General features: G+C 49.7%; 24 protein-coding genes. 20 read left to right on the forward strand and 4 right to left on the reverse strand.

Features of this window, described 5'->3' with window-relative positions:
* The first annotated feature begins 109 nt into the window (after positions 1-109).
* The 7 genes from dusB to WCX49_RS05635 all read left to right on the forward strand — a co-directional run bounded on the left by dusB (position 110) and on the right by WCX49_RS05635 (position 8,925).
* A complete protein-coding gene (gene dusB / locus WCX49_RS05605) occupies positions 110-1,108 on the forward strand; it encodes a tRNA dihydrouridine synthase DusB (protein WP_345986600.1) in 999 nt (332 codons plus the stop codon).
* A gap of 80 nt (positions 1,109-1,188) precedes the next feature.
* Positions 1,189-1,842, forward strand: a complete 654-nt coding sequence (locus WCX49_RS05610; protein WP_345986601.1) for a response regulator transcription factor — start codon at positions 1,189-1,191, stop codon at positions 1,840-1,842.
* Positions 1,829-3,070, forward strand: a complete 1,242-nt coding sequence (locus WCX49_RS05615) for a HAMP domain-containing sensor histidine kinase (RefSeq protein WP_345986602.1) — start codon at positions 1,829-1,831, stop codon at positions 3,068-3,070. The genes WCX49_RS05610 and WCX49_RS05615 overlap by 14 nt, the downstream gene beginning before the upstream one ends.
* A 110-nt stretch (positions 3,071-3,180) precedes the next feature.
* Positions 3,181-4,341 (forward strand): DUF302 domain-containing protein, encoded by a 1,161-nt coding sequence (locus WCX49_RS05620; RefSeq protein ID WP_345986603.1) that lies wholly within the window; start codon positions 3,181-3,183, stop codon positions 4,339-4,341.
* 128 nt (positions 4,342-4,469) lie between these two features.
* Entirely contained in the window at positions 4,470-5,222 is a 753-nt protein-coding gene (locus tag WCX49_RS05625; protein ID WP_345986604.1) for a sulfite exporter TauE/SafE family protein, read from the forward strand.
* Positions 5,215-8,043: an excinuclease ABC subunit UvrA gene (uvrA, locus tag WCX49_RS05630; protein ID WP_345986605.1), complete on the forward strand. Its 2,829-nt coding sequence runs from the start codon at positions 5,215-5,217 to the stop codon at positions 8,041-8,043. The genes WCX49_RS05625 and uvrA overlap by 8 nt, the downstream gene beginning before the upstream one ends.
* A 111-nt stretch (positions 8,044-8,154) precedes the next feature.
* Positions 8,155-8,925: a patatin-like phospholipase family protein gene (locus tag WCX49_RS05635; protein ID WP_345986606.1), complete on the forward strand. Its 771-nt coding sequence runs from the start codon at positions 8,155-8,157 to the stop codon at positions 8,923-8,925.
* Here the strand turns inward: WCX49_RS05635 and WCX49_RS05640 are convergent.
* Together WCX49_RS05640 and WCX49_RS05645 are read right to left on the reverse strand one after the other, a co-directional pair.
* Positions 8,908-9,738, reverse strand: a complete 831-nt coding sequence (locus WCX49_RS05640; RefSeq protein ID WP_345986607.1) for an SDR family NAD(P)-dependent oxidoreductase — start codon at positions 9,736-9,738, stop codon at positions 8,908-8,910. The two genes, WCX49_RS05635 and WCX49_RS05640, sit on opposite strands and share 18 nt — an antisense overlap.
* 64 nt (positions 9,739-9,802) lie before the next feature.
* Entirely contained in the window at positions 9,803-9,946 is a 144-nt protein-coding gene (locus WCX49_RS05645) for a hypothetical protein (RefSeq protein ID WP_345986608.1), read from the reverse strand.
* Between the two features lie 133 nt (positions 9,947-10,079).
* On the opposite strand from WCX49_RS05645, the gene WCX49_RS05650 reads away from it, so the two are divergent.
* The 3 genes from WCX49_RS05650 to arfB are packed head-to-tail and all read left to right on the forward strand — an operon-like array spanning position 10,080 to position 10,987.
* The gene (locus WCX49_RS05650) at positions 10,080-10,355 is read left to right on the forward strand and encodes a DUF503 domain-containing protein (RefSeq protein ID WP_345986790.1); all 276 of its coding nucleotides are present in this window, start codon (positions 10,080-10,082) and stop codon (positions 10,353-10,355) included.
* A gap of 45 nt (positions 10,356-10,400) precedes the next feature.
* Positions 10,401-10,568, forward strand: a complete 168-nt coding sequence (locus WCX49_RS05655; protein WP_231021079.1) for a hypothetical protein — start codon at positions 10,401-10,403, stop codon at positions 10,566-10,568.
* A 5-nt stretch (positions 10,569-10,573) separates the two neighbouring features.
* Complete coding sequence (arfB, locus tag WCX49_RS05660) at positions 10,574-10,987, forward strand: alternative ribosome rescue aminoacyl-tRNA hydrolase ArfB (protein WP_345986609.1); 414 nt, start codon at positions 10,574-10,576, stop codon at positions 10,985-10,987.
* A 646-nt stretch (positions 10,988-11,633) separates the two neighbouring features.
* On the opposite strand, the gene WCX49_RS05665 is transcribed toward arfB, so the two are convergent.
* Positions 11,634-12,479, reverse strand: coding sequence for an OmpA family protein (locus tag WCX49_RS05665; protein ID WP_345986610.1), 846 nt, complete (start codon positions 12,477-12,479; stop codon positions 11,634-11,636).
* Positions 12,480-13,424: 945 nt separating this feature from the next.
* On the opposite strand from WCX49_RS05665, the gene radC reads away from it, so the two are divergent.
* The 4 genes from radC (at position 13,425) to WCX49_RS05685 (ending at position 14,942) form a co-directional block, all read left to right on the forward strand.
* Complete coding sequence (gene radC / locus WCX49_RS05670) at positions 13,425-14,084, forward strand: DNA repair protein RadC (protein ID WP_345986611.1); 660 nt, start codon at positions 13,425-13,427, stop codon at positions 14,082-14,084.
* A gap of 86 nt (positions 14,085-14,170) precedes the next feature.
* Complete coding sequence (locus WCX49_RS05675) at positions 14,171-14,473, forward strand: type II toxin-antitoxin system RelE/ParE family toxin (protein WP_345986612.1); 303 nt, start codon at positions 14,171-14,173, stop codon at positions 14,471-14,473.
* A complete protein-coding gene (locus WCX49_RS05680) occupies positions 14,470-14,742 on the forward strand; it encodes a helix-turn-helix transcriptional regulator (protein ID WP_345986613.1) in 273 nt (90 codons plus the stop codon). Before WCX49_RS05675 ends, WCX49_RS05680 begins: the two co-directional genes overlap by 4 nt.
* Positions 14,743-14,747: 5 nt before the next feature.
* Positions 14,748-14,942: a YwbE family protein gene (locus WCX49_RS05685; RefSeq protein WP_345986791.1), complete on the forward strand. Its 195-nt coding sequence runs from the start codon at positions 14,748-14,750 to the stop codon at positions 14,940-14,942.
* A 4-nt stretch (positions 14,943-14,946) separates the two neighbouring features.
* On the opposite strand, the gene WCX49_RS05690 is transcribed toward WCX49_RS05685, so the two are convergent.
* Positions 14,947-15,243, reverse strand: coding sequence for a hypothetical protein (locus WCX49_RS05690; RefSeq protein ID WP_345986614.1), 297 nt, complete (start codon positions 15,241-15,243; stop codon positions 14,947-14,949).
* 155 nt (positions 15,244-15,398) lie between these two features.
* On the opposite strand from WCX49_RS05690, the gene WCX49_RS05695 reads away from it, so the two are divergent.
* From WCX49_RS05695 to WCX49_RS05720, 6 genes are all read left to right on the forward strand, one after another.
* A complete protein-coding gene (locus tag WCX49_RS05695; protein WP_345986615.1) occupies positions 15,399-15,659 on the forward strand; it encodes a hypothetical protein in 261 nt (86 codons plus the stop codon).
* Positions 15,660-15,668: 9 nt separating this feature from the next.
* Positions 15,669-17,435, forward strand: a complete 1,767-nt coding sequence (locus tag WCX49_RS05700) for an N-6 DNA methylase (RefSeq protein WP_345986616.1) — start codon at positions 15,669-15,671, stop codon at positions 17,433-17,435.
* Positions 17,436-17,520: 85 nt separating this feature from the next.
* The gene (locus tag WCX49_RS05705) at positions 17,521-20,610 is read left to right on the forward strand and encodes a type I restriction endonuclease (protein ID WP_345986617.1); all 3,090 of its coding nucleotides are present in this window, start codon (positions 17,521-17,523) and stop codon (positions 20,608-20,610) included.
* The gene (locus tag WCX49_RS05710) at positions 20,604-22,238 is read left to right on the forward strand and encodes a class I SAM-dependent DNA methyltransferase (RefSeq protein ID WP_345986618.1); all 1,635 of its coding nucleotides are present in this window, start codon (positions 20,604-20,606) and stop codon (positions 22,236-22,238) included. The genes WCX49_RS05705 and WCX49_RS05710 overlap by 7 nt, the downstream gene beginning before the upstream one ends.
* Entirely contained in the window at positions 22,231-23,541 is a 1,311-nt protein-coding gene (locus tag WCX49_RS05715) for a restriction endonuclease subunit S (protein ID WP_345986619.1), read from the forward strand. Before WCX49_RS05710 ends, WCX49_RS05715 begins: the two co-directional genes overlap by 8 nt.
* On the forward strand, positions 23,538-24,455 hold the full coding sequence (locus WCX49_RS05720) for a WYL domain-containing protein (RefSeq protein ID WP_345986620.1): 918 nt from the start codon (positions 23,538-23,540) through the stop codon (positions 24,453-24,455). Before WCX49_RS05715 ends, WCX49_RS05720 begins: the two co-directional genes overlap by 4 nt.
* The last annotated feature ends 84 nt before the right edge of the window (positions 24,456-24,539 follow it).

Raw genomic sequence — 24,539 nt, forward strand, 5'->3', positions numbered from 1 at the left:
GCTTCGGCAGCAGGCCCGCGCACAGGTAAACCGTGCTTAAAGGTTCACATCTTCCGCGTACCACTCAGGGTGTCCCTCTAATCTCCCCGTTTTTTGCTAAAATACGCGCATGATTTTAAAAGACATTCTTGATTTTTCCAAACCTCTATATGTCCTCGCACCCCTGGCGGGCTACACGGACCTGCCGTTTCGCAGCGTCGTCAAAAAGTTCGGCGCGGACCTGACCGTCAGCGAGATGCTCAGCTCCAATGCATTGGCCTACGGCTCGCAGAAGACCTTCAAGATGCTCGAGCGCAGCCCCAACGAGGACCCCTATTCGGTCCAGATCGCCGGGGCCGACACGGAGATCGTCCGCCGCGCCGTCGAGATCCTCAACGCACAGGATGACATCGACATCATCGACCTCAACTGCGGCTGCCCCGTTCCCAAGGTCGTCAGCCACGGGTCTGGCAGCTCCCTGCTCAAGGACCTGCCGCAGATGGGCCGCATCATCGAGACGATCAAAACGACGTCGAACAAGCCGCTTACCTCCGTCAAAATACGGCTGGGCTTCGCGGAAAAGAACCACCTCGAGATCGCGAAACTGGTCGAAGAGAGCGGGGCGGATTTCCTGGCGGTCCACGGCCGCACCCGTGCCGGCAAGTTCAAGGCGGAGGTCGATTATGACGCCATTGCCGAGATCAAGCAGGCTGTCTCCATCCCCGTTATCGCCAACGGGGACATCGACAGCTATGAAAAGGCGCAGTGGGTCCTCGAACACACGAAAGCCGACGGCGTGATGATCGGCCGCGGTGCCGTCGGGGCACCGTGGATCTTCCACCAGCTCAAAACCGGCAGCGCGACGATCGACCCCATGATCCGCTACGAGATCATCATGGAGCATTATGACCGGATGATCGACTTCTACGGGCCGCGTGGCGTGCCGATGTTTCGAAAGCATATCCACACCTACTCCAAAGGCTATGCCGGAGCCTCCGCCCTGCGCGACGGCGTCAACCGTATCGATGACGTCGCGGCGTTTAGGAGCCTCATCGACGGCTTCTTCAAAGAGAGCCGCTATGTCGGCGAGGCGACGGAGACGGCACCGATCGCCTGTGCCTACGACTAAGCGGCACGCTGCCGTCCTTCCCCTAACACTCCGCTAACACTTGCATGCTACACTCTTCGCAAACGTGAGGAGCACTGTATATGCGAATCCTGATGCTTGAAGACGATACCGTCCTGGCCGAACTGGTCGGCGGTTATCTCTCCCGCCATTTCCGTATTGACGCCGTTTCAGAGCTGGGCGAAGCCGTGGCTTATATCGAGCGCTATCGGTACAGCGTCGTCCTGCTTGACCGTAACATCAACGGCGTCGACGTCGGCATGTCGCTGATTGCAAAGATCAAGCAGCACAGTAGCGAGACGGGGGTGATCGTCATCAGTGCCTACGACACCATCGCGGACAAGATCGCCGGCCTCAACCTCGGCGCGGACGACTACCTCGACAAACCCTTCGACAACGCGGAGCTGCTGGCGCGTATCCACGCCCTGGCGCGCCGCAACCAGGGGCTGCCCAGCGTGGAAGTAAGCGGCCTCACATGTGACACGCTTGGGCGTTCGGTCCGGAGTGCGGAGGAGGAGATTCTGCTCAGCCGCAAGGAGAACGATCTCTTCTTCTACCTGCTCTCAAAGCAGGGGCAGATCATCTCCAAGGACGAACTGCTCGACGCGCTTTATATCAACCCGCAGAACATCGCCTCCAACACGATCGACGCGACGGTGAAGAATCTCCGCAAAAAACTCCCCGAAGGGATCATCAAGACCGTCAAAACGCGGGGGTACGTGATTGAAAAGGCCTAAAAGCCTGCAGCAGCTGGTGATCTCCTTTTTTCTGCTCAGCAGCGTCATTACATTTACGCTGCTGGGGAGCTACGTCGTCTACCGCTATCATGCCGAGCTCAAAAGTAACCTCCGCCTCTCGCTGAAAGTCCTTGCCGAGGATGTGGTACGCCACCGGCTCTATACGAACGATGCCAAAACGATTCGGCAGAATTTCCATCTTCTTGAAGCGTATCACAGTGCGCCCTTCGTTGCCCTCTTCGATGATCTGACCTTCGACATCGGCGACAGCATGCCGCCGCCGGAAGAGGTTTCCATTGTTGCCGTGCTGCCTGACGGGCGCTACCTGAAGGTCCACTCGAATACGGTGCGGATCGAACAGAAGACCCGTGACCTGGCGATGCACCTGGCAGTGGTGTTCGGAGCGATCCTGCTGCTGTTCGTGCTGGTTTTCTCGCTCTTCCTGACGCGGCTGCTCCATCCGCTGCGCTGCCTGGTGCGGTTCTGCCGTATGAGTGCCGTGGATGAACAGGCGTCACCGGTCTGCAGCGGTTCGACGGAAGTGAACGAACTCAAAAACGCGATCATTGACCTGCAGCATGCAAACCGGTCGCTCTGCCGGGAGAAACAGAATATCTTCAAGGAGGCCGCGCACGAGATCAAAGCCCCCATCGCGGTGCTCAAAGCGCGCCTGTCGCTCTTTTCCGAGGATGACGCTTACCCCAAAGCGCGCTTCGTCGGCGAGAGCGAAGCCGATATCGCAACGATCAGCAGCAAGCTCAAGGAACTCATCTTTCTCAAGGAGATCGAGTGGGATATGCGCGAGGCGAGGGAGGACGTCCCGATGCAGGAGCAGTGTAAGGCGATGCAGCAGGCCTTCCAGCCGATATTGGAGAAGAAGGGGCTGACCATTGTGACGAATTTCGAGCAGGATTTCACCCTCCATATCCACAAAGCCGCAATGCAGAAGGTGATGCAGGCCGTTTTCGAGAATATCTTCATGCATACGAAGAACCACTCCGTGATCCGTACGACCGTCGATCCCGAGCGGCGGCGCCTCGAGATCGTCAACGAGGTCGGCTCCAAGAGCGACGAGACGCTTTTCAGTTCGCATATCGGTTCGAAGATGATCGACCGGCTCTCCGACAAGCTGGGCTACCGCTACGAGACCCGTCTGCACGACGGCACCTTCACGACCGTGATCACTTTCGATGCGCAGGAGGAGCAGTGCCCGCTTGAGCGGGGATGACCCCGTCTGAAAAAATCATGAAAAAAGCAGCGCGGTTCCGTCATGTTTTTTTCATCGCGTCGCATTAAAATTTTCCCTATATTCGTAAGGCTACGAAATAAGGAGAAGTAATGATGACCTGTAAGAAATGGCTTGCCCCTGCGGCACTCGGTACCCTGATGGCGCTGGGATTTGTCGGCTGCGGTTCGGATGAGAACACTGCGGAAACGATCACCCCCTATGAGCGCGTCGCGGTCATCCCCGGCACCTGGGCCGATGTACTGACGGTGGCGGATCAGATCGCATCCTACGTCGATACGACGGATGAGAGTACTGCACTCGGCTACCCGACAAACTGGATCGTCGCCGGGGCCAACCCCAAGCTCGGAGAGGAGTACAATACGACCGACCTGCTGCCCATCCCCGCCATCGGCGGCAAGAGCCGGGTCGTCGAACTCTGCAACAGCGCGTATGCGACCAAGGCGATGGCGACGGGGCGTTTCCACGGGCCTGCGCTGCCGTGCGAAGTCTCCGTCCACAGCGACGGGGAGAACATCTATATCGACATGCTCAACGCCGATGCGATCTTCTCCATCTTTTTTACGGATATCAACGACACGGACGGCGTACTCGAAGGGGTGGCATCCGATGTCAAGCGCGAGATCCGCGGCATCGTCCTGGCGGCCCTTGCCGACCGGAGCCCGGCGGAGTCGCACCTGAAAATGGGCCCGGTCTTTGACAAGACGGGGATGGAGGAGCTCTCCTTCACGACGCCTTATCTCGTCTACAAATACGAGCGCCAAGACGGCGCCGCATTCGTCCCGGGGGACGACCGCACGCTGGCCGCGGAGATTATCGCCAAACTGGGGACCGATATCGCCACGGCCGACCTGAACGTCCCTGGCCTCTCCAGCGGCTCCGCCTGGCGCAGCGGCCGTCCGGAACCGCTGGCCATCCCGGGGGTCCAGGTCGTCGAGGCGTGTTCGCCGAAATACGCGACCAAGGCGACGAAGCTCGGCAACGAGTACATCACGGCGCTGCCGTGCGAGATCGCGGCCTATATCGACGAGACGGACGAGTCGAACAAAACGATGGTCATCAGCTTTCTCAACCCGAATTTCATGTTCGGCACGATGTTCGAAGGGGCGGTGGAGCGGGCGTACGCCGCCGGCGACATCACCAAGGAGGAGGTCATCGAGTACAGTACGCTGGCCGAAGTCGTCTTCGGGGACCTCCGCCTCATCGTCGACGCGGCTGTCCAAGCGAGCGATCTCAACCTTACCGTGCAGTAACGCACCCCTTCCGGCGGCGCGCTGCCGTCGCTTCACTGCAGATTGGCTCTGCGAACTCCTTTACAGACGTAACCCCCACTTTACCGAGCCTCCTGTATAATCGCGCGAATTAACACACGGGGTGGCAGATGGCAGAGATTATCGAACTTATATTTTTGGGTATCGGCGTCGGCGCGCTGTCGGGCTTTTTCGGCATCGGCGGCGGGACGATCCTGGTCCCGGCACTGCTCTTTATCGGCTTTGACATGAAGAGCGCCGTCGGTATCTCCGTCGTCCAGATGGTCTTCAGCTCCATCTACGGCAGCTATCTGAACCTGAAAAAGGGGACCCTGGATGTAAAGATGGTCCTGGCCATCGGCATCGGCGGCGCCGTGGGTGCGCTGGGAAGCTCGTTTATTGTCAGTGCGCTTTCGGGGCGGACGCTCGAGTGGATCTTTATGGGCTTCGTCCTCTTTGCGCTGGGGCGTCTCTTTTTTAAGACCGTTGAGCATGAGACGGAGATCAAAAAGGTTCATCCGGCGCTGCTCTTCGTCATCGGTCTGCTGCTGGGGGCCTTCTCCATCTCCATCGGGGTCGGGGGCTCCATCCTCCTCGTACCGATCCTGGCAGGCTTCTTGCATGTGCCGCTCAAAAACGCCATCTCCGCCGGCCTTTTCTTCGTCGTCTTCTCCTCCATCTCCGGGCTCGTGAGCCTCTCGGCAGGGGGGTATGTCGACTACTATCACGGCGTCATCATCGGGATCGCCTCGATGGCGGGCGTCTTCGGCGGGATCTGGCTCAAGCACGTCGTCCCCGTCAAACAGCACAAACTCCTGATGATCGCCTTCTACCTGGTGGTCATCGGATACTTCTTCTACAGATTGGTGGTAAAGCATGGATAAGATTACGATCACGGGCGCGCGGGAACACAACCTCAAGGATATCTCGCTCGAGGTGCCCAAGAACAAGCTCGTCGTCTGTACGGGCCTTTCGGGCTCGGGCAAATCGACGCTTGCGTTTGACACCCTCTACGCCGAGGGGCAGCGCCGCTACATCGAGAGCCTCTCCAGCTACGCCCGCCAGTTCCTCGACCGTATCGGCAAGCCAGACGTCGACAAGATCGACGGCCTGACCCCCGCCATCGCCATTGACCAGAAGACGACCTCGAAGAACCCCCGTTCGACCGTCGGTACCATCACGGAGATCTACGACTACCTCCGCCTCCTCTTTGCCCGCATCGGCGTGCAGCACTGCCACCTCTGCGGCAAGGAGATCTCGCAGATGTCCGCCGCGGACATCATCGACCAGGTGCAGAAACTCCCCGAAGGCTCCAAGGCCGTCATCCTCGCCCCGCTGATCCGCGAGAAGAAGGGGACCTTCGCCGACCTGATCGAGGGGTTGCGCCACAAAGGGTTCGTACGGGCGATGGTCGACGGCGTCATGGTGCGCCTGGACGAGGAGATCGAACTCTCCAAGACGAAGAAGCACACCATCAAGGTCGTCATCGACCGCGTCGTCATCAAGGAAGAGAACCGCGACCGTATCGCCCAGGACGTCGAAAAGGCGCTCAAGGAGAGCTACGGCGAGGTCGAGGTCGAGATCATGAACCATACCGAGATGGACCTGACCGCGAACATCATCCACTACAGCGAGCACAACGCCTGTTTCGACTGCAAGGTGAGCTTCGAACCCCTCGAGCCGCTCAGCTTCTCCTTCAACTCCCCCAAGGGGGCCTGTCCCGAGTGTGACGGTCTCGGCATCCGCTACGCCCTGGACCATGACAAGATCATCGACGGGGACCTCTCCATCGAGAAGGGGGCGGTCAAGATCGTCTACGGGTTCAACAAGGGGTACTACTTCACCTTCCTCAAAGGCTTATGCGAGACCGAGGGGATCGACATCACGATCCCGTTCCGCGACCTCGAGGAGCACCAGAAAAAGGCTATTTTACACGGCAGCATCAACGAGGTGACCTTCAAGTGGAAGAACCACCCCGTCACACGGATCTGGCCGGGGATCATCCGGATCGCCTACGACATGTTCAAGGACGAAAAGGATATCCAGGATTACATGAGCGAGAAGGTGTGCAACGTCTGCGGCGGCCACCGCCTGCGCCGCGAAAGCCTCGCTGTCGACGTGGCGGGCCAGAAGATCAGCGGCGTCATCTCGATGCCCATCGAAGAGACCTACCGCTGGTTCACGTCCGAGGAGACCTTTGCCTTCCTCGGCGAGCAGGACAGCATGATCGCCCAGCCCATCCTCAACGAGATCAAAGAGCGTCTCTTTTTCCTCTTCGACGTTGGCCTGGGCTACCTGACCCTCAGCCGCGACGCGCGGACCATCAGCGGGGGCGAGGCGCAGCGCATCCGGATCGCCAGCCAGATCGGCAGCGGCCTGACGGGGGTCATGTACGTCCTCGACGAACCCTCCATCGGCCTGCACGAACGCGACACCCTGAAACTCATCCGCACCCTGCGCTCCTTGCAGGAGAAGGGCAACACGGTCATCGTCGTCGAGCACGACAAAGAGACAATTGAACATGCCGACTACATCATCGACATCGGTCCCGGGGCGGGGCAGTTCGGGGGTGAGGTCGTCTTCTCCGGGACCCTCAACCAGCTCATGAAAGCGAAGACGGAGACGGCGGCCTACATGACGGGCAAGAAGAAAATCGAGTACTTCTACCGCCGCGAGCAGAAAGAGTGGATCGAGATCAAGAACGTCACCATCAACAATATCGAGGACCTCTCCGCACGCATTCCGCTGCAGAACCTCGTCTGCGTCACCGGCGTGAGCGGCAGCGGCAAGAGCTCGCTGATCCTGCAGACCCTGCTGCCGACAGCAAGGGAGCTTCTCAACCGCGCGCGCAAGGTCCACACCGTCGCCGGCGTCGAGATCACCGGGCTGGAGCAGCTCGACAAGGTGATCTACCTCGACCAGAGCCCCATCGGCCGTACCCCGCGCTCGAACCCGGCGACCTACACGGGCCTCATGGACGAGATCCGCAACCTCTTTGCGAAAACGAAGCTCTCGCAGATCCGCGGGTACACCGCCAGCCGCTACAGCTTCAACGTCAAGGGTGGCCGCTGCGAGAAGTGCCAGGGGGAAGGGGAGCTCAAGATCGAGATGCACTTCCTCCCCGACATCATGGTCAAGTGCGACGCCTGTCACGGCAGCCGCTACAACCCGCAGACGCTGGAAATAGAGTACAAGGGCAAATCCATTGCCGACGTCCTCAACATGAGCGTCCAGGAGGCGCTGACCTTCTTCGACGCCATCCCGAAGATCAAGGCGATCCTCAAGACGCTGAATGACGTGGGACTGGGCTACATCACCCTGGGGCAGAACGCTGTCACCCTCTCGGGCGGGGAGGCGCAGCGCATCAAGCTCTCCAAGGAGCTCAGCCGCAAAGATACGGGCAACACCCTCTACATCCTCGACGAACCGACGACGGGCCTCCACTTCGCCGACGTCGACCGCCTCACCCAGGTACTGCACCACCTCGTCGAGCTGGGCAACTCCGTCCTCGTCATCGAGCACAACCTCGACATGGTCAAGAACGCCGACTACATCCTCGACATGGGCCCCGAGGGCGGCAGCAAGGGCGGCCGTATCATCGCCGTCGGCGACCCGGAGACGGTGGCATCAAAGGCCGACGAGACCGGCAGCTACACGGGCGAGTACCTGAAAAAGGAGCTTCCCGCGGCAGAGGGCGGGGCATAAGCAGTAAGCGCTAAGCGTTAAGCAATATGTGCTCAGTGTTTCCGTTGAGAATAAAGTGATATCCTTAACGCTCAATCCTTAGCGCTTAACGCTAAAAACAGAGGTGACCCCATGCCAAAGCATTCGCCGAAAAAGATCGCACTGGCGCTTTCGGGCGGCGGCGTACGCGCCGTGGCCCACCTCGGCGTCGTCGAGGTCCTGCAGCAGCAGGGCTACGAGATCGGTGCCGTTGCCGGCAGCAGCGGCGGGGCGCTCGCCGGGGTGCTGCTCTGCGACGGCCGTCCCCCGCGGGAGGTCCTGGAGATCTACCGCGAACTCCGGCGCATCGACCTTGTGCGCCACTTCCGCCAGGGCGGGGTGTTCGCTCTCAAGGGGATCGAACGGCTGCTTTCCCATCACCTCTCAGTGACCGATCTCGAAGCACTCCAAATTCCCTGCATCATCGCCGCGACGGACCTGACGGCGGGGACGATCCGCTATTTCGACCGCGGCCCCATCGCCAAACTGGCCGCGGCTTCCTCGTCGCTCATCCCCTTCTTCGCCCCTGTATCTTACGAGGGGATGCGCCTCGGCGACGGCGGATTCATGGACAACATGCCGGTGCGCGCACTCAAAGGTTTGGGCCTGCCGATCCTGGGCATCAACGTCAACGCCATCTTGCCGCAGGAGCCGAAAAACGTCATGCAGACGACCTACCGTGCCCTCATTCTGATGATGGCGGCGAACGTCGAGGCGTCAAAACATTTTGCCGATGCGTATTTGGAAGTGCAGGGGTGTGCGGAGATGAACATCTTCGATACCACGAAACTCGATGAGGCCTTTGACGCGGGGCGGCGTGAGGCGGAAGCGGCGCTGGAAAAGGGGTTACTGGATCTTGCGTAGCAGGGCGTCGAGTCCCCGGGTGGGGAGGAGGCGTTTGAACAGGGCCAGCAGCTGTGTCGCACCGGTAATGTGGTAGCGCGGGGCGGGGCGTTTTGCTTCCAGGGCCCTGATGACTTTTTCGATGACGGCATCCGCATCGCGGGTAAAGCGGTCCTTCTCCTCTTTTTTCTGTTTCCGTTTGTAGACCTCTTCGTCGTACACCTCCGCAAAACGGCTCTGCGCCGTGTCGATATTCTTCTCGAACATCTTGATGGCGTTGTCACGGAACTTGGAGCGGATCGGGCCCGTATTGAGGGTGACGACGTGGACGCCCGTACCCTCCAGCTCCAGGCGCAGGGTGTCGCAGAGCCCCTCGATGGCGTATTTGCTGGCGTTGTACGCCCCGCGGAAACGCAGTGAAACGAGCCCCAGTACGGAACTGTGCTGCAGGATGCGCCCGTACCCCTGCGTAAGCATGACGGGGAGGACGCGGCGCGTCAGTTCGTGCAGTCCCAGGACGTTTGTCTCGAACTGTTCGCGCAGGGCGAACGTCGGGACGTCCTCGAGGGCGCCGGGCTGGCCGTACCCGGCGTTGTTGAAGAGGGCATAGAGGGTGCCGCCCGTCTGCTCCAGCACCCACTTCAGGGCCGCGTCGATACTGTCGGGGTCGGTGACGTCGAGCTGGTGGGCGTTGAGGCCCTCGTCGATGAGACGGAGGACATCGTCGGGGCGGCGCGCCGTGGCAAAGACGTCGTAACCCTGCCTGAAAAGCGCCAGGGCCGTTGCATGGCCGATGCCGCTGGAGCAGCCGGTGATAAGGATCGATTTTTTCATGGCGCCATTATAGCCTGCCTCCGTAAAAGGGAGTGCATGGCGGGAAGGGGGAATTAAGATGGCGTCAGGTGTAGTAGATGCGGCCGCAGTCGTAACACTCGTATTTTCTTTTTTTAAAGCGCAGGTATTTCTCCACAAAGGTACGCTTGCGCCGCTTTGCATGTTCTGAACCGCACTGGGGACAGACCCTCTTTTTGAACGATTTCATTTTTTTCCTCTGACAGGGATCACTCTCTCACCGGCGATTCATGTTACGCGGATTCTAGCGCAGCAATATTAAAATAATGTTACTATTTACACACAAAAGATGTTTAAATTTACAAATATACAAAAAGGTGATAATGCTTATCTGCCACTGCGATCTTCATTTTGAACTCCCCTATGCACACTCCCTAAAAGGGCGCCGCAGCATCGTAAACGGCATCAAGGAGCGGCTGAAAGCCTTCAATGTCTCCGTGATGGACGTCAGCGGCGAATACCCTAAAGAGGCCGACATCGCCCTGATCTTCCTTTCGCCGGACGCCCGTAGTGCCGCCCAGTACCGCGATGCCATGGAACAGATGCTCGAACGCCACTTCCCCGAGCTTCACTACACCCTGGAGTATGAAGAGTTGTAGTCTCCTGCTATAATGGAAGCTAAAAGATCACCAAAGGATACGACCATGGCCGACAAACCGCTCTCCGAACTCGACGAACGCGAACCAGAGCTGGATGAATCCAGCGACTATGAAAAACCGCTCTCTTCGAACAAGCGCACCTGGATTCTCAGCGCCTTCGCCATCGCGATCATCGTTTACCTGCTCTACAATATCCTGATGTCCTCCTTCTAAGAGCGATGCTCACTATCTCCAACAACGTGAGCCTGGACGAGGATGAGATCGAGATCGAGTCCATCCGGGCCCAGGGCTCCGGCGGGCAGAAGGTCAACAAGACCTCCGCGGCCATCCACCTGCGCTTTGACATCGCTGCCTCCTCGCTGCCCGAGTTTTACAAAGAGCGCCTGCTGGCCCTCAAGGACAGCCGTATAACGAAGGAGGGGATCATCGTCATCAAGTCCCAGCAGCACCGCAGCCGCGAACAGAACAAAGAGGAGGCACTGGAGCGGCTTGTCGAGCTGATCAAAAGCGTCAACGTCTCCAAAAAGAAGCGAATTGCAACGAAACCGACGAAGGGTTCTGTCAAAAAAAGGTTGCAGTCGAAAAAGAAACAGGGAGAAAAGAAAAAGCTGCGCGGCAAAGTCGCAGACTGAACTTCCATCATCGCGCCAATCGCATTCTATTTTAAAAGCGCGGGAACAGGGAGTCTTTTATGAAGTGCCGCTCCCGCTTCACGCGGCAGCGCTGGGAGCCTCTGTGCTCCCGTGGGCGGTTTGTTGGCCCAGGCGGTGCATACGGCGCACCCTTTGTAAGATGCCGAACTCCCGAAGGGGCATATGACCTCTAGTGAGTGTCGCGAGCCGATTCAAGCGGCGCGACGGTTCCAATCTCTGGAGCGAGGTTACCCGGCATCTTGTCTGTGAAAGGTAAAGCGCCCGCGGTCCCATGTGGTGGCGCTGCACTGTCATGCGCGCCGAGCTCTATTGGCTGCTTCGACCCGGCTTCACCTTTTGCAGAAAAGCATCTTACTTCGTTTACCCGATCCCTCGTCGCGTTTCAGCCCATACCCCAACTCTGTATTAGGGGCGGCATCCTCTTGCAACGATGGACCCAAAACCGCCAATAAATTCATTTGATTCATTGGCTTCCTTTGCGGTACCTTTTTAAAGATCTTTCGTACGTACAAGAGTCATGATAACTCCTAAAAAATAAAAGCAAAATTAAATGAAGAAGGTCGTTTCGGGAGGAGATAAAAAGGTGATACGCGGAGTTCGCGGGCAAAGTGTGCCCGCGGAGGCGTTACTCTGCGAGCTTCGGAAGCTCGTTGGAGAGGATCTCCAGGTTCGGCAACATGATGATCTCGATGCGGCGGTTGAGGGCGCGCCCCTCCGGCGTCTCGTTCGTCGCGCGCGGGTGGAACTCGCCGAAGCCGGCGGCGGAGACGTTGTCGGCGGAGACGCCCTCGTCGACCATGAGGTGCACGACGCTAAGGGCGCGCGCGGTGGAGAGCTCCCAGTTGCTCGGGAAGCGCGCGCTCTTGATGGGCACGTTGTCCGTGTGCCCCTCGACCTGGAAGCGGCGGTCGGGGAAGGCGGCGAGGGCCTTGGCGATCTGCGCCAGCGCCTCCTGGCCCGCCTTGTTCACCGTCGCGCTGCCGCTGGCGAAGAGGACTTCATCGGGGAGGTTGATGACGATGCGCCCCTTCTCGATGGAGACGGTCAGCTGCCCGCCGTCGATCATCTTCTGCAGCTCTTTGACGAACTGCGCGTAGATCTCGTTGCGCTTCTGCGTCTCGGCCTCGATCTGCTTCATGGTCTCAAGCTGTTCGCGGGACGCCCCCAGCTCTTTGCGGGCCGCCTCGAGGTCCTGCTGGAGCTGCAGCTTGCGCATCTCCATCTCGCTCAGCTCGACGTTGTTGAACTCGATCTGCGACTTGCCCTTGGCGATCTCCTCGCGGTCCTTGGCGATCTGCGCCTGGTTGCGCTCAATCTCGTCGCGCTGCTCCTTGATGGTCTGCTGCGCGGAACCGAGCTGCGTGCGGGTCTGGTTCAGCTCCTGCAGCGTCGCTTCGTGCGTACTCTTCATAACACAGCCGGAACTGAGCAACATCATTGCCGCCATCGCGGCCACCGGAATCAGTTTCATAATGGGGACTCCTTTTGATTGGTCGAGGCATTATAACCGAAGAGGGGAAATGGCACCCGCAAATGGAAACGCCCCCTTCCTAGGCTGTTTCAGGGTAGGATATGCTGTAGAAAAGGCGAAAAACAGTGCGCAAAAGCGACCTTTGATGAAGAGAATACGAACAATGTAGCTTCATGTGGCGACAAAGCTATATATCCTCAATAATAGCTTCGGTCCCCGAAGCGCAACAAATCGATAGGCCACCTGTCGTTCTGCGCTCCTTGAAAGCCGTTGCGGAGGCATAAAGCCGGGAGCAGCGTGCGATTCGCGCAACGACGATTTTCTTTGGTTTCGTTTCTTTGTAAAAAGAAAGGAAAAGGAAAAACTCTTTGCCACTTTTTTAGAAATAGTAGCGCAAAAAGCGGCCTTTCTCGAAACGCTCATCCCTCCCGGCTTTATGCCTCCGGGATGGCTTATAAGGAGCGTTCAAGGCCAATCCTTGATTTAGTTGAACGCGCTTCGACGTGTCGAAGCTCAATATTTTTCAGTTAGCTTTGGTTCCCGAAGCGTATTTAAATCAATAGGCAGAAGGTCGGGATGTGTGCCTTATAAGCCGTTCCGGAGGCCATACGACGGGAGGAACGTGCGATTCACATCACGACGATTTTCTTTGGGTTCGTTTCTTTGTAAAAAGAAAGGAATGAAGGGAATATTTCTTTGCCACTTTTTTAGAAAAAGTAGCGCAAAAAGCGGCCTTTCACAAATCGCTCATAGGCCTCCGGGATGGCTTATAAGGAACGCTCAAGGCCAAGCCCCAATTGTTTGGACGCGCTTCAACGTGTCGAAGCTAATATGAAAATACAAAGCTTCAGCCCCTGAAGCACGTTAATCAATAGGCAGAAGCTTGGCTTGGTTTCCCTAAAACTTAATATAACATATATAGTTATATTACGATAGAATTATTGCATGAAAAAGCTCCAGGAACTCTACAAAAGTGATAAGCCCCGCGAAAAACTGCTGGCAAAAGGTCCCTCTGCCCTTAAGGCGTATGAGCTGATGGCGGTGCTGCTCGGCAGCGGTGTGCCGGGAAAGGATGTGCTGAAGCTCTCCAAAGAGATCGTAGGCATCTTTGACGCCTCATTCGAGACGCTGACGCTCGAAGATCTTACTTCCGTCCACGGCATGGGCGAGGCAAAAGCTGCGCAGATCCTCGCCGCCGTCGAGCTCTCCCGGCGCTATCTCATCAAGCAGCATGTCAAAATAACGTCAGCCGCGGATGTCTACGAACTGCTGCGCGAATACGGTTCCAAAAAGCAGGAGTATTTCATTGCCCTGGCCCTGGACGGGGCTTCGCACCTTATCGAGAAGCGCGTCGTCTCCATCGGGACCCTCAACCAGTCCCTCGTGCACCCCCGCGAGGTCTTCGCGGACGCCGTTGCGGACCGCGCGGCAGGCATCATCGTTGCCCACAACCACCCCGGTGGCCAGCTCGCCTCGAGCCGGGAGGACGTCGCGGTTACCCGGCGCCTCAAGGAGGCGGGGACATTGTTGGGGATAGAGCTGCTGGATCATGTTATTTTGACCAAAGAGGGGTTTCTGAGTCTGCGGGAAGAAGGGATGTTGTGATCAATCTAAATATATCTAATAAGATATTATTTATATCCTAAAAGGCATAATCATGAAATGGGAAGTGGTGTTTTTTACAGATGAGAATGGCTCAAAACCGGTTTATGAGTGGATTCTCTCTGGAAGAAAAGACCAAAACAGTTATATTGAGAAATTTGGATTTCTTGGAGCAGTTAGGTACAGGTATCCGAGAGCCATATGTAAAACATCTGGAAGAGAAACTGTACGAAGTCAGGGCGAAAGATCATAACGGTATCTACCGGATTATCTATTTTGCACACACCGGTAGACGATTTGTCTTACTACATGGTTTTGTGAAAAAGACGCAGAAGACACCCAGAAAAGAGATTGATATTGCCAAACAGCGCATGAAGGAGATGAAAACATGAGTGAACTCCAGGCATTGATCAAAGAGCAGTTGGAAAATGAAGAGTTTAAACGTGAATGGGACCGGCTTGAACCTCGTTATCAAGTCATTAGACAACTGCTGAAACTCCGCATCAAGTATGACCTGACGCAGAAGCAGTTTGCGGAAAAGGTCGGAACGACACAGGCGGTCATCTCCCGCATTGAAAACGGCAATGTTAACATCGGGATTGATTTTCTTGAACGTGTGGCCAAGGCGTTTGGGAAAAAAGTCGAAGTGAAGCTGATATGAGCACAATGCCGGACCCCAGACAGCGAAAGAACATACGCTTCGGATTGAGCGTCGCCATCGTTTTGAAGCAGGACCAGGACACCGGTCGACTTACTGACGGCGTCGTCCGTGACATCCTCACCAAAAGCGCCACGCACCCGCACGGCATCAAAGTGCGTCTCATGAGCGGTGAAGTAGGGCGGGTGAAGGAGATCTACTAGCAGATTACTGTTTTGGTGATTTCTCCATATACTCTTCACTTTCTTCCACCGCCATCATGGCATTGCCGGAAATAGCATTGGCATAATTCGAAGAATTAGCCGCTTTCTCCGTAGAAGAACCAAGACTCCCTCCACCGTCATAGAACTTCTCTATAAAGCCCATAATCTTATCTAGCACCCTCGGTACGATCTTTTTGCGTTCGAACAGTTTCGACTTAACGTTGAGCGTATTGGTGATGTCGCCTTTTAGCGGCAGTCTGCCGTCGAAGAAGTAGGCATCTATCAACTTATCGATATTCACTTTGTTGAGATTTTTTTCCTCTTTACACTAGCGGATCGTTACAGTAATATATTCTAGTTTTGTCAAGTAGTTTGAAGCAAACTACTTGACAAAATATTTCAAACTAGTTAAAATGCTCTTTATCTATAGTACATACCAAACTAAAAGGACATATGATGGTAACTACTAAGCATAACTTGGTCAGAATGTCACAAAGAGGTATCACTCGAAAGATGATGGACACAGTCATTGAATGGGGATCATCCAGCGGGGATAAGTTTACGATTAATAAAAAGCTGGCACAAGAGATGATCAATGAGATGGAGCAATTAAAAAAGGTTTTACTCAAGATCAAAGATAAAGGTGGAGTAACTGTTGTAATAGAAGATGACTTACTGATTACTACCTATAATACAAATAGCCATAACAAATATTAGGAGCATATTTTGAATCAAGAAAATTTTTTTCAATCTCGTCATTTTTTATCTATTCAAGAAAGACTTTTAGGACTAAGCCAGTATGAAAGTACTGCATATATATTTTTGATGCAAGTTTGGAAAAAATTTTCTAACGATGGGATTATTAAAAATGAAGCACTCAAATATGAGTATTTTTTCAATCAAGAAATAGATAGCAAGAAGTTGAAGCAGATTATTACATTATTAGCAAAAGAGTTCAATGTATTTCAATTGTTTCTTGAACAAATTACTCAATTAGACAAATTGGATGTAAAAGCATTAGGTCACATATACTTTGCCTTACATTTTGATAATTTAAAAAACGTGAATGATGCCTTTTTCCATTACGGAAGTGGAAAAGAAAAGCCTGTTTCCCATCAAGTGGTGGAACTTGGAGTTAAATTGCTGGGAAATTCTACTGAAAGCATCTATGCTCCATTTGCAAATGACTTCACAATAGCTGACTATACAGACAAAAAAATCTATGTAGAAGGTGAGGCAAAAAGCAATTCTTTAGTCTGTGAACTGATCAAGATAATTGATGAAAAAGATATTGTCTACAACGTATCAAATCCATTGGTAGCACCCACTTATCGTGAGGAAAAAGCATCACATCTTTTGAAGCAATTTGATACGGTTATTGCGTTCCCTCCATTCAACCAAAAGACAAAAATGGACCTATCCGATGACTCATATAACCGTTTTAAAATCCAAAGAGGAACCAATCTAAATATTGCACATTTTGAGCACATCTTGGCACAGACGAAAAAGAAAGCCGTTGTATTAATGCCGGTCGGCTTTACTTATAGAGCAGGAGCTGATGAGGAATTTAGAAAATATTTAATTGAACAGAACTGGTTAGAAGGGATAATCCAGTTGCCAACGAATATTGATACAGGTTCGTCAATCGAAACGACATATATTGTAATTAACAAACAGAAAGATGATAAGAATGTTCTCTTTGTATCGCTTAAAGATGATCAATTTATCGAACGAAACGGTCGAAAAGTGGAATTCAAAGATATCGATTCCATCATTAGATTATATGAAGAAAGAAAATCCTTAGAAAGTGTTACTGCTTTAGTAGCAAATGACACTATTGCAAGTCAAAGCTATTCATGTGTTGTGGATCGATATATTATTTCTGAAGAAGCTATATCATTACAAACACAGTTAAGTGGATATAAACTGGTTGAACTTCAAAGCATCGCAGACGTAAGAAGATCTCAGCTCTTTCAAGATGAAGATGAAGAAAATGGTCTTGATGTAATAGAAATCGGACCTTCAGACGTTGCACGAGCTGGGATGACAGTACCTACAGGAAAAACCAAGCGTTTATACAAGCAACTGAACAAGTTAGAAACTTATGCCCTACAATCACATGATATTGTTTTAAGTACAAAAGGGACTATTGGAAAAGTTGGTATTGTGTTATGCAATTACACTCATGTTATTGCCTCACAAGCAATGCAAGTGATTCGATTAAAGAATGATAAACATTTTAACGCGATTGAGTTGTATATGTATTTAAAATCAGATCTCGCCCAATCCATGTTAAAACAGCTAGTTGCAGGTGTTGCCATGCCTCAAATCTCAACTACGGATATCAAAAAACTAAAAGTACCCTTGTTGTCTAAAGAGGAATTGATCCAATTAAATGAAAAGTTTCATGAGGAAATTGATTACTATAAAAAAATTGAAGAGATTGAACATAAAATTAAAAAGATACATAGTGATTTTTTAGGAAAAAAATAATGAATCATACAGTACATAGACATCAGCACTATTTGAATATAATCAATAACCTGCAAAGTAATTCAATGAAGGCCTGCATTCGATTATGAAATTCAACGAAGATTCGAGAGTAAAAATACCTACGATTCTGCATCTGACCCGTCTTGGCTATCAGTATCTCTCACTGAAAGATGCTACTTGGGATATGGACACAAATATATTTGCGGACATCTTCAGAGATAGCATTAAACGAATCAATCAGGACATTGATGAAAATGACCTAGACAGGTTACTGGAAGACGTCAAACTTGCTTTGGATAATGAGGATCTTGGCAAGGCATTTTATGAGATGTTGACAGCGCGATCCGGTACGAAACTGATTGACTTCGCAAACTTCAAAAACAACACTTTTCATGTCGTTACGGAATTGACTTATCAGAACAATGATGAAGAGTTCAGGCCCGACATCATCCTTCTCATTAACGGCATGCCTTTGGTCTTTATTGAAGTGAAAAAGCCAAATAACAAAGAAGGAGTATTAGCTGAAAGGAAGCGAATCGCCACTCGTTTCCAAAACAAGAAATTCAGAAAATTTGTCAATCTCACTCAGCTGATGATCTTTTCCAATAACATGGAATATGATGATGAATCTTGCGAACCAATTGAAGGCGCTTTTTATGCCACACCTTCATATGAAAATCCGACTTTCAATTACTTCAGAGAAGAAGAGCTATTCAATCTTTCGTTGATCTTGAAAAAAGAGGATGATGAGGTAGAAGATTATGTTCTACGTGACAATAATCTCAGCGTTATCAAACACAATCCTGAGTTTAAAACCAATAAAGATCCGAATAGACCGACAAACCGTATCTGCACGTCACTTTTGAGTAAAGACCGTCTGGCGTTTGTGCTGCAATATGCCATAGCCTACGTCAATGAAAGCCGAGGTATGGAAAAGCACATCATGCGCTATCCTCAGCTTTTTGCGACCAAAGCTATTGAAAAAAAACTTGATGAGGGCATTAAAAAAGGGATCATTTGGCATACCCAGGGGAGTGGCAAAACGGCACTCACTTACTACAATGTCAAACATTTGACCGATTATTTTCAAAAGCGTTCCATCATCCCGAAATTTTATTTCATTGTAGACAGACTTGACTTGTTGACTCAAGCACATAGAGAATTTGCAAGCCGTGGGCTTATTGTCCATACCATTAGTTCAAAAGAAGATTTTGCCAAAGATATTAAATCGACGAGTGCTATTCATAACCAAAGTGGTCGAGCAGAGATTACGGTGGTAAACATCCAAAAGTTCGAGGATGATCCAAATGTCATAACCAGTAAAGATTACGATGTCTCTATGCAACGTATCTATTTTCTGGATGAGGTCCACCGAAGCTACAACCCAAAAGGGAGTTTCTTAGCCAACTTGAATGACTCTGATCCAGATGCCATTAAAATAGGTCTAACGGGTACGCCGCTGCTGGGCAATGACTACAACTCCAAGACACTTTTTGGAAAGTATATTCACAAGTACTATTACAACGCCTCTATTGCAGATGGTTATACACTGCGCTTAATCCGCGAAGAGATTGCAACCGATTACAAGTTAAAGCTGAAACAAGCACTTGAGGATATTGAAGTACTCAAAGGCGATATCAATAAGAGGGATCTCTTTGCACATACACGTTTCGTAGAACCTATGCTTGAGTATATTGTGAATGACTTTGAAAAGAGTCGTATGATGTTTGATGATCCAACCATCGGTGGTATGGTTGTTTGTGAAAGCTCAGAACAAGCCAAAAAGATGTTTGAGCTCTTTGAAGAAAAATATTCGGAAGCGCAATACAATGTGGCTAACAATGAAGAATATGGTGTGGACTTGGCTGCTGAAGGGTTTGAGTGGGATACAAATATGAGTCTTCAGAGAAGAAGTGTCAAATCAGCGGCGCTCATTTTGCACGATATCGGCACTAAACAAGAAAGGAAAGAAAAAGTAGAAGCTTTCAAAGAGGGTAAAATCGATTTTCTCTTTGTCTACAATATGCTCTTGACCGGCTTTGATGCAAAACGGTTGAAAAAACTCTATCTCGGGCGCGTCATCCGCCAGCATAATTTGCTTCAGGCTCTAACCAGGGTCAACCGGACTTACAAAGATTTCAAATACGGGTATGTGGTTGATTTTGCAGATATCAGCAAAGAGTTCGATGCCACCAATAAAGCTTATTTTGAAGAGTTGCAGTCGGAGCTTGGCGATGAAATGGAACACTATTCTAATCTCTTCAAATCAAAAGAGGAGATCGAAGAGGAAATTGAAGATATTAAAGATGTCCTCTTCCATTTTGAGACTGCCAATGCCGAGCTTTTTTCTCAACAAATCAATCAGATTGACGACATCAAACAGATGCAGGAGATCGTCAAAAGCTTAGGCAATGCTAAGGATTTATATAATCTCATCCGCCTTTTTGGACACACTGAACTTTTGGAAAAGATCGATTTCCATAAGCTCAATCTGCTTTACCGTGAAGCCAAAAATCATCTGGAGCTATTGCACCTGAAAAAACGGGTTGAAGAGGGTACAGATACAAGCAATCTTCTAAACGAGGCGTTGGAAGATGTCATTTTCATATTCAAGAAAGTTTCGGAAGAAGAACTGGTGCTCGCTGACAAGCTGAAAAATACGTTGCGACAAACCAGAGAGGCACTCGCAAGTAATTTTGACCAGAAAGATCCGGAATTCATTTCGCTAAAAGAAGAGTTGGAACGTCTCTTTAAACAGAAAAAACTTAGTGAAGTCAGTCAGGACGAGATGAATGAGAACATCCACAGCCTGCAAAAGATTCACGAGAAAATTAAAGAGTTGAACCGGCAAAACGACTTGTTGAATGCCAAATATCAAAATGATAAAAAATATACGCGCATGCACAAGCGCCTTTTGGAACGTGGCGATATTACGCCAAAAGAGCGATTGATCTTTGAAGCGCTGCAAGGCGTGAAATCCCAAGCAGATGAAAAAGTATTGCGTAACCATAGCATTCTGGATAATGAGAGCTATTTCAGTAAAACGATATTGCCGATTGTCATCGAACAGTTCAAGGCGAACAAGATAGAAATAAAACCTGATACAGCTAAATACATCAATACTTTAGCCATCAATGAATATTTGAATGAATATAACGGAGTAGTTAATTGGTAACCATAGATTTTGAACGACAAACCAAGCAGATTATCGACAGCCTAAAAGCTGTATGTGCGACGTATGGACTTGGTAATGACGGTAATGAATACAAGATTATTACGCAGGTATTTCTGTACAAGTTTTTAAATGACAAGTTTGCCTATGAAGTCAAAAAGCTGAATGAAAAGATAGGAAAAGCTGAGCGCTGGGAAAAAGCCTATGGCGACCTGAAAGACGACGATCGAGAGTTACTGCTAATGCAGTTAGGGGGTGACACTGCTAACCTCAAACCGGAGCATTTGATCTCTTATCTTTATGATCATCAAAATGACGCGGACTTTGCCCAAACTTTCGATGATACGCTGAGAGATATTGCTATTGATAATAATGACATCTTTGCAGTTAAAACGGACGGTGGAGCAAAAGTGGTTCTTTTTGACAGAGTGAGTGAATTCATCGCTGATCCATCGAAACGTGATGCATTCTGTAAGGCACTCATCAACAAGGTCGTAGGGTTTAGTTTCGAGCATATTTTTAACCAAAAGTATGACTTCTATGCCACCATTTTCGAATACCTTATCAAAGACTACAATAGAGACAGCGGTGGTAAATATGCCGAGTATTACACGCCACATGCCGTTGCCAAGATCATGGCTGCTATCTTGGTTCCAAGAGAGCAGCAGGGCAAAGTACAAAACGTTAACTGCTACGATCCATCAGCCGGATCAGGTACATTGTTGATGAACATCGCCCATGCCATCGGTGAAGATCGCTGTTCCATCTATTCCCAGGATATTTCGCAAAAATCATCGAACCTACTACGTCTCAATCTCATTCTAAATAATCTTGTGCATTCCATTCAGAACATCGTTCAGGGTAACACGATGCTGCACCCCTACCACAAAGAGGGGAACGCGTTACGAAAATTTGACTATATCGTCTCCAATCCACCTTTCAAAATGGACTTTAGTGACTTCCGTGATGACCTCGATACCAAAGCAAACAATGAGCGTTTTTTTGCAGGTATTCCAACTGTTCCCAAAAAAGATATCGATAAGATGAAAATTTATGTGCTCTTTTTACAGCACATCATCTATTCATTAAAAGAGAATGGTAAAGCTGCCGTGGTTGTACCGACGGGCTTTATTACTGCTCAGACTGGTATAGATAAAAAAATCCGTCAGAAACTTGTTGATGAAAAGATGCTGGCCGGTGTCGTCTCGATGCCTAGCAATATCTTTGCAACAACCGGTACCAATGTTTCTATTATTTTTATCGATAAAAGCAATAAGAATGATGTTGTACTAATCGATGCTTCAGGCTTGGGTACAACTGTCAAAGATGGAAAAAACCAAAGGACTGTTTTGTGCGAAGCGGAAGAAGATCGTATCATTGACGTTTTCAACAACAAAAAAGTTCAAGAAAGTTTTTCTGTCGTTGTCCCATATGGTGATATAGCTGCTAGAAATTATTCACTTAGTGCAGGACAGTATTTCGAGGTGAAAATTCAATATGAAGAAATCAGTGAAGTAGAGTTTTCAGAAACATTACAATCCTTCTCAAAGACAATCAATCAGCTTTTTGAAACATCAAGAAAATTAGAAGAAGAAATTTCAGCGCAATTAGCAGGCCTAAAGTATGAGTGATTGGAAAAGAGTTGAAGATTATGTTATTTACTCTGCAAAGGGCATCACACCTAACTATGTAAAAAAAAGTCAATTAATGGTTCTGAATCAAAAATGTGTTCGGCACAATATAATAGATTATTCCTTCGCACAATACACGGATGACACAAAAAATGTTTCTGAAGAAAAAGTATTAAAAGTCGGTGATATACTTTTTAATTCAACTGGCCAAGGTACTGCTGGACGCTGTGCTTTTGTTGACAAGCTTCCAGAGAGTCTGAAAGTAGTTACTGATTCTCATATGCTAGTTCTTAGATGCAAGAGTTATTATGAAGCTAGATGTCTAAACTATGTATTGTACTCATTTGAAAAAGATATTCAAGCCTTCATGGATGGAAGTACAGGCCAGGGAGAACTTGATAAAGTAAGACTTTTCAATCTTCTTATCAGCATCCCGAAGACTCCAGAAACATTACAAAATATTGCGAATCTTTTATCAAAACTTGATACAAAAATTGAACTCAACAACCAAATCAATACTGAGTTGGAAGCTATGGCAAAAACTCTCTACGATTACTGGTTTATCCAGTTTGACTTCCCCGATGAAAACGGCAAGCCCTATAAATCTCTAGGTGGGCAAATGGTTTATAGTGAAACATTAAAACGAGAAATTCCCAAAGGCTGGGAAGCCGATAGTATTTTAAGAGTCTCCCAGCTAATGGGTGGAGGCACTCCAAGCAAAAAAAACAAGACCTATTGGGATGGAAACATTCCTTTTTTCACTCCTACGGATGCCGACAATGGAGCTTTTATATTAACAACGTTTGATTCAATTACTGAAGAGGGATTGAGTCACTGTAGTAGTAGTTTATTTGAAAAAGGCACTATTTTTATTACTGCCAGAGGATCAGTTGGTAAAACTATGATCGCGGCACAACAGATGGCAATGAATCAATCATGCTATGCATTTAAGCCCTTGCAAAAAATTAACTATCCATACCTCTATTTCGCTGCATCAGAATTGGTTCATTATTTGAAAGTCAAAGCATCAGGCTCTGTTTTTGACTCTATTGTTACGAACGATATAAAGTTTACTACACTTGTGATTCCTTCATTGGAAATTATTAAGCTATATGGAGAAAAAGTGTCACCTTTGTTCGAAAAAATATTGACCAACAATCAAGAGAACCAACAGCTTGCAAGGCTACGTGATTGGCTTCTCCCCATGCTAATGAATGGACAAGTAAAAGTGCAAGATAAATTTGACAAAATCCCTGAACTGCTTGTAGCCGAACCTAACCAAGAGTACGGGAAACCCCAATGAATCAAAAAATGATAGACGCTTTACCTAGATTGTTGAAGCGTCTATCGAATGGTGAAGGTTTACACATTCCTACCTTGAGTAAAGAACTCGACATACCTGAAAAAACCCTACAAGATAACATCAAAAAATATCTGCTTCCTCTTGATTTTGCCGACATTCAACATGACCATACGACACGGAAGTGGACTGCACGTAGGAACTTCTTGTCAGAAACACTGCTGAGTCCAGATGAGCTAATTTGTATGTCAGTGCTGGATTCTGCTAGCGAAAAATATGGAAGAAGGTTTATACTGGCGACTCAAAGGCTATTTAATCGTTTCAAAAGAAGAGCTTCCCTCTCGATTTACAAAAAAATCAACATGGAACATCTTGATCGGGATGATGAAATTAAACTAGCGATCATCAAAAGCGCTATTAAATCAAAAACAGTGTTGAACTGTAAGTATAGTCAAAAGGCTAGAACATTCCACCCCCTGAAGATCGTGATGTTGGAAGGTTATTGGTATCTGTTTCATTGGGATGTGAATGATAAGATGATTAAAAAGTTTCATTTGAAAAGCATTCAATCTTTGGAACTTACAAAAGAACATTTTGACGATCCCCATTCAGACGTAATTAACAAGCTTGATGGTGCTGTGAATGCTTATTTCAAAGATAAACCTCCTACAGATGTTGAGCTGTTGGTGCATAAAAGAGTGAGTAAATATTTTGAAAGGCAGCCTCTATCAAAACACCAACGGATCTTTGATTATGATGAAAACTATAAAAGGATGTATATCCCCATAACTGATGAAATGGAAATTATCCCCACGATCCAACAATATCTCCCCTATATAAAAGTACTTTCCCCACAATCGCTTCACCAACAAATCGAAGCGAACATTTCAAACTACTCCAAAATCGACCTCGACTAATTCCAAAGCGAATTACTCCGCTTTTGCTCGTGCCATACTTCTATCGTATGAATCCCCAAAAGATTCATTGAATAAAACGATATA

This window comes from Sulfurimonas sp. HSL-1656 (assembly GCF_039645585.1).
Taxonomy (GTDB): Bacteria; Campylobacterota; Campylobacteria; order Campylobacterales; family Sulfurimonadaceae; genus Thiomicrolovo; species Thiomicrolovo subterrani.

What these genes read in the sequence shown, in the direction of transcription:
- WCX49_RS05635 (WP_345986606.1), top strand. Translation starts at nt 8,155, where the DNA reads ATGCCAAAGCATTCGCCGAAAAAGATCGCACTGGCGCTTTCGGGCGGC.
- radC (WP_345986611.1), top strand. Translation starts at nt 13,425, where the DNA reads ATGAAAAAGCTCCAGGAACTCTACAAAAGTGATAAGCCCCGCGAAAAA.
- WCX49_RS05620 (WP_345986603.1), top strand. Translation starts at nt 3,181, where the DNA reads ATGATGACCTGTAAGAAATGGCTTGCCCCTGCGGCACTCGGTACCCTG.
- WCX49_RS05610 (WP_345986601.1), top strand. Translation starts at nt 1,189, where the DNA reads ATGCGAATCCTGATGCTTGAAGACGATACCGTCCTGGCCGAACTGGTC.
- WCX49_RS05640 (WP_345986607.1), bottom strand. Translation starts at nt 9,738, where the DNA reads ATGAAAAAATCGATCCTTATCACCGGCTGCTCCAGCGGCATCGGCCAT.
- WCX49_RS05655 (WP_231021079.1), top strand. Translation starts at nt 10,401, where the DNA reads ATGGCCGACAAACCGCTCTCCGAACTCGACGAACGCGAACCAGAGCTG.
- WCX49_RS05695 (WP_345986615.1), top strand. Translation starts at nt 15,399, where the DNA reads ATGGTAACTACTAAGCATAACTTGGTCAGAATGTCACAAAGAGGTATC.
- WCX49_RS05645 (WP_345986608.1), bottom strand. Translation starts at nt 9,946, where the DNA reads ATGAAATCGTTCAAAAAGAGGGTCTGTCCCCAGTGCGGTTCAGAACAT.
- WCX49_RS05715 (WP_345986619.1), top strand. Translation starts at nt 22,231, where the DNA reads ATGAGTGATTGGAAAAGAGTTGAAGATTATGTTATTTACTCTGCAAAG.
- WCX49_RS05625 (WP_345986604.1), top strand. Translation starts at nt 4,470, where the DNA reads ATGGCAGAGATTATCGAACTTATATTTTTGGGTATCGGCGTCGGCGCG.
- WCX49_RS05720 (WP_345986620.1), top strand. Translation starts at nt 23,538, where the DNA reads ATGAATCAAAAAATGATAGACGCTTTACCTAGATTGTTGAAGCGTCTA.
- WCX49_RS05675 (WP_345986612.1), top strand. Translation starts at nt 14,171, where the DNA reads ATGGCTCAAAACCGGTTTATGAGTGGATTCTCTCTGGAAGAAAAGACC.
- WCX49_RS05705 (WP_345986617.1), top strand. Translation starts at nt 17,521, where the DNA reads ATGAAATTCAACGAAGATTCGAGAGTAAAAATACCTACGATTCTGCAT.
- dusB (WP_345986600.1), top strand. Translation starts at nt 110, where the DNA reads ATGATTTTAAAAGACATTCTTGATTTTTCCAAACCTCTATATGTCCTC.
- WCX49_RS05665 (WP_345986610.1), bottom strand. Translation starts at nt 12,479, where the DNA reads ATGAAACTGATTCCGGTGGCCGCGATGGCGGCAATGATGTTGCTCAGT.
- WCX49_RS05650 (WP_345986790.1), top strand. Translation starts at nt 10,080, where the DNA reads ATGCTTATCTGCCACTGCGATCTTCATTTTGAACTCCCCTATGCACAC.
- WCX49_RS05680 (WP_345986613.1), top strand. Translation starts at nt 14,470, where the DNA reads ATGAGTGAACTCCAGGCATTGATCAAAGAGCAGTTGGAAAATGAAGAG.
- uvrA (WP_345986605.1), top strand. Translation starts at nt 5,215, where the DNA reads ATGGATAAGATTACGATCACGGGCGCGCGGGAACACAACCTCAAGGAT.
- arfB (WP_345986609.1), top strand. Translation starts at nt 10,574, where the DNA reads ATGCTCACTATCTCCAACAACGTGAGCCTGGACGAGGATGAGATCGAG.
- WCX49_RS05685 (WP_345986791.1), top strand. Translation starts at nt 14,748, where the DNA reads ATGCCGGACCCCAGACAGCGAAAGAACATACGCTTCGGATTGAGCGTC.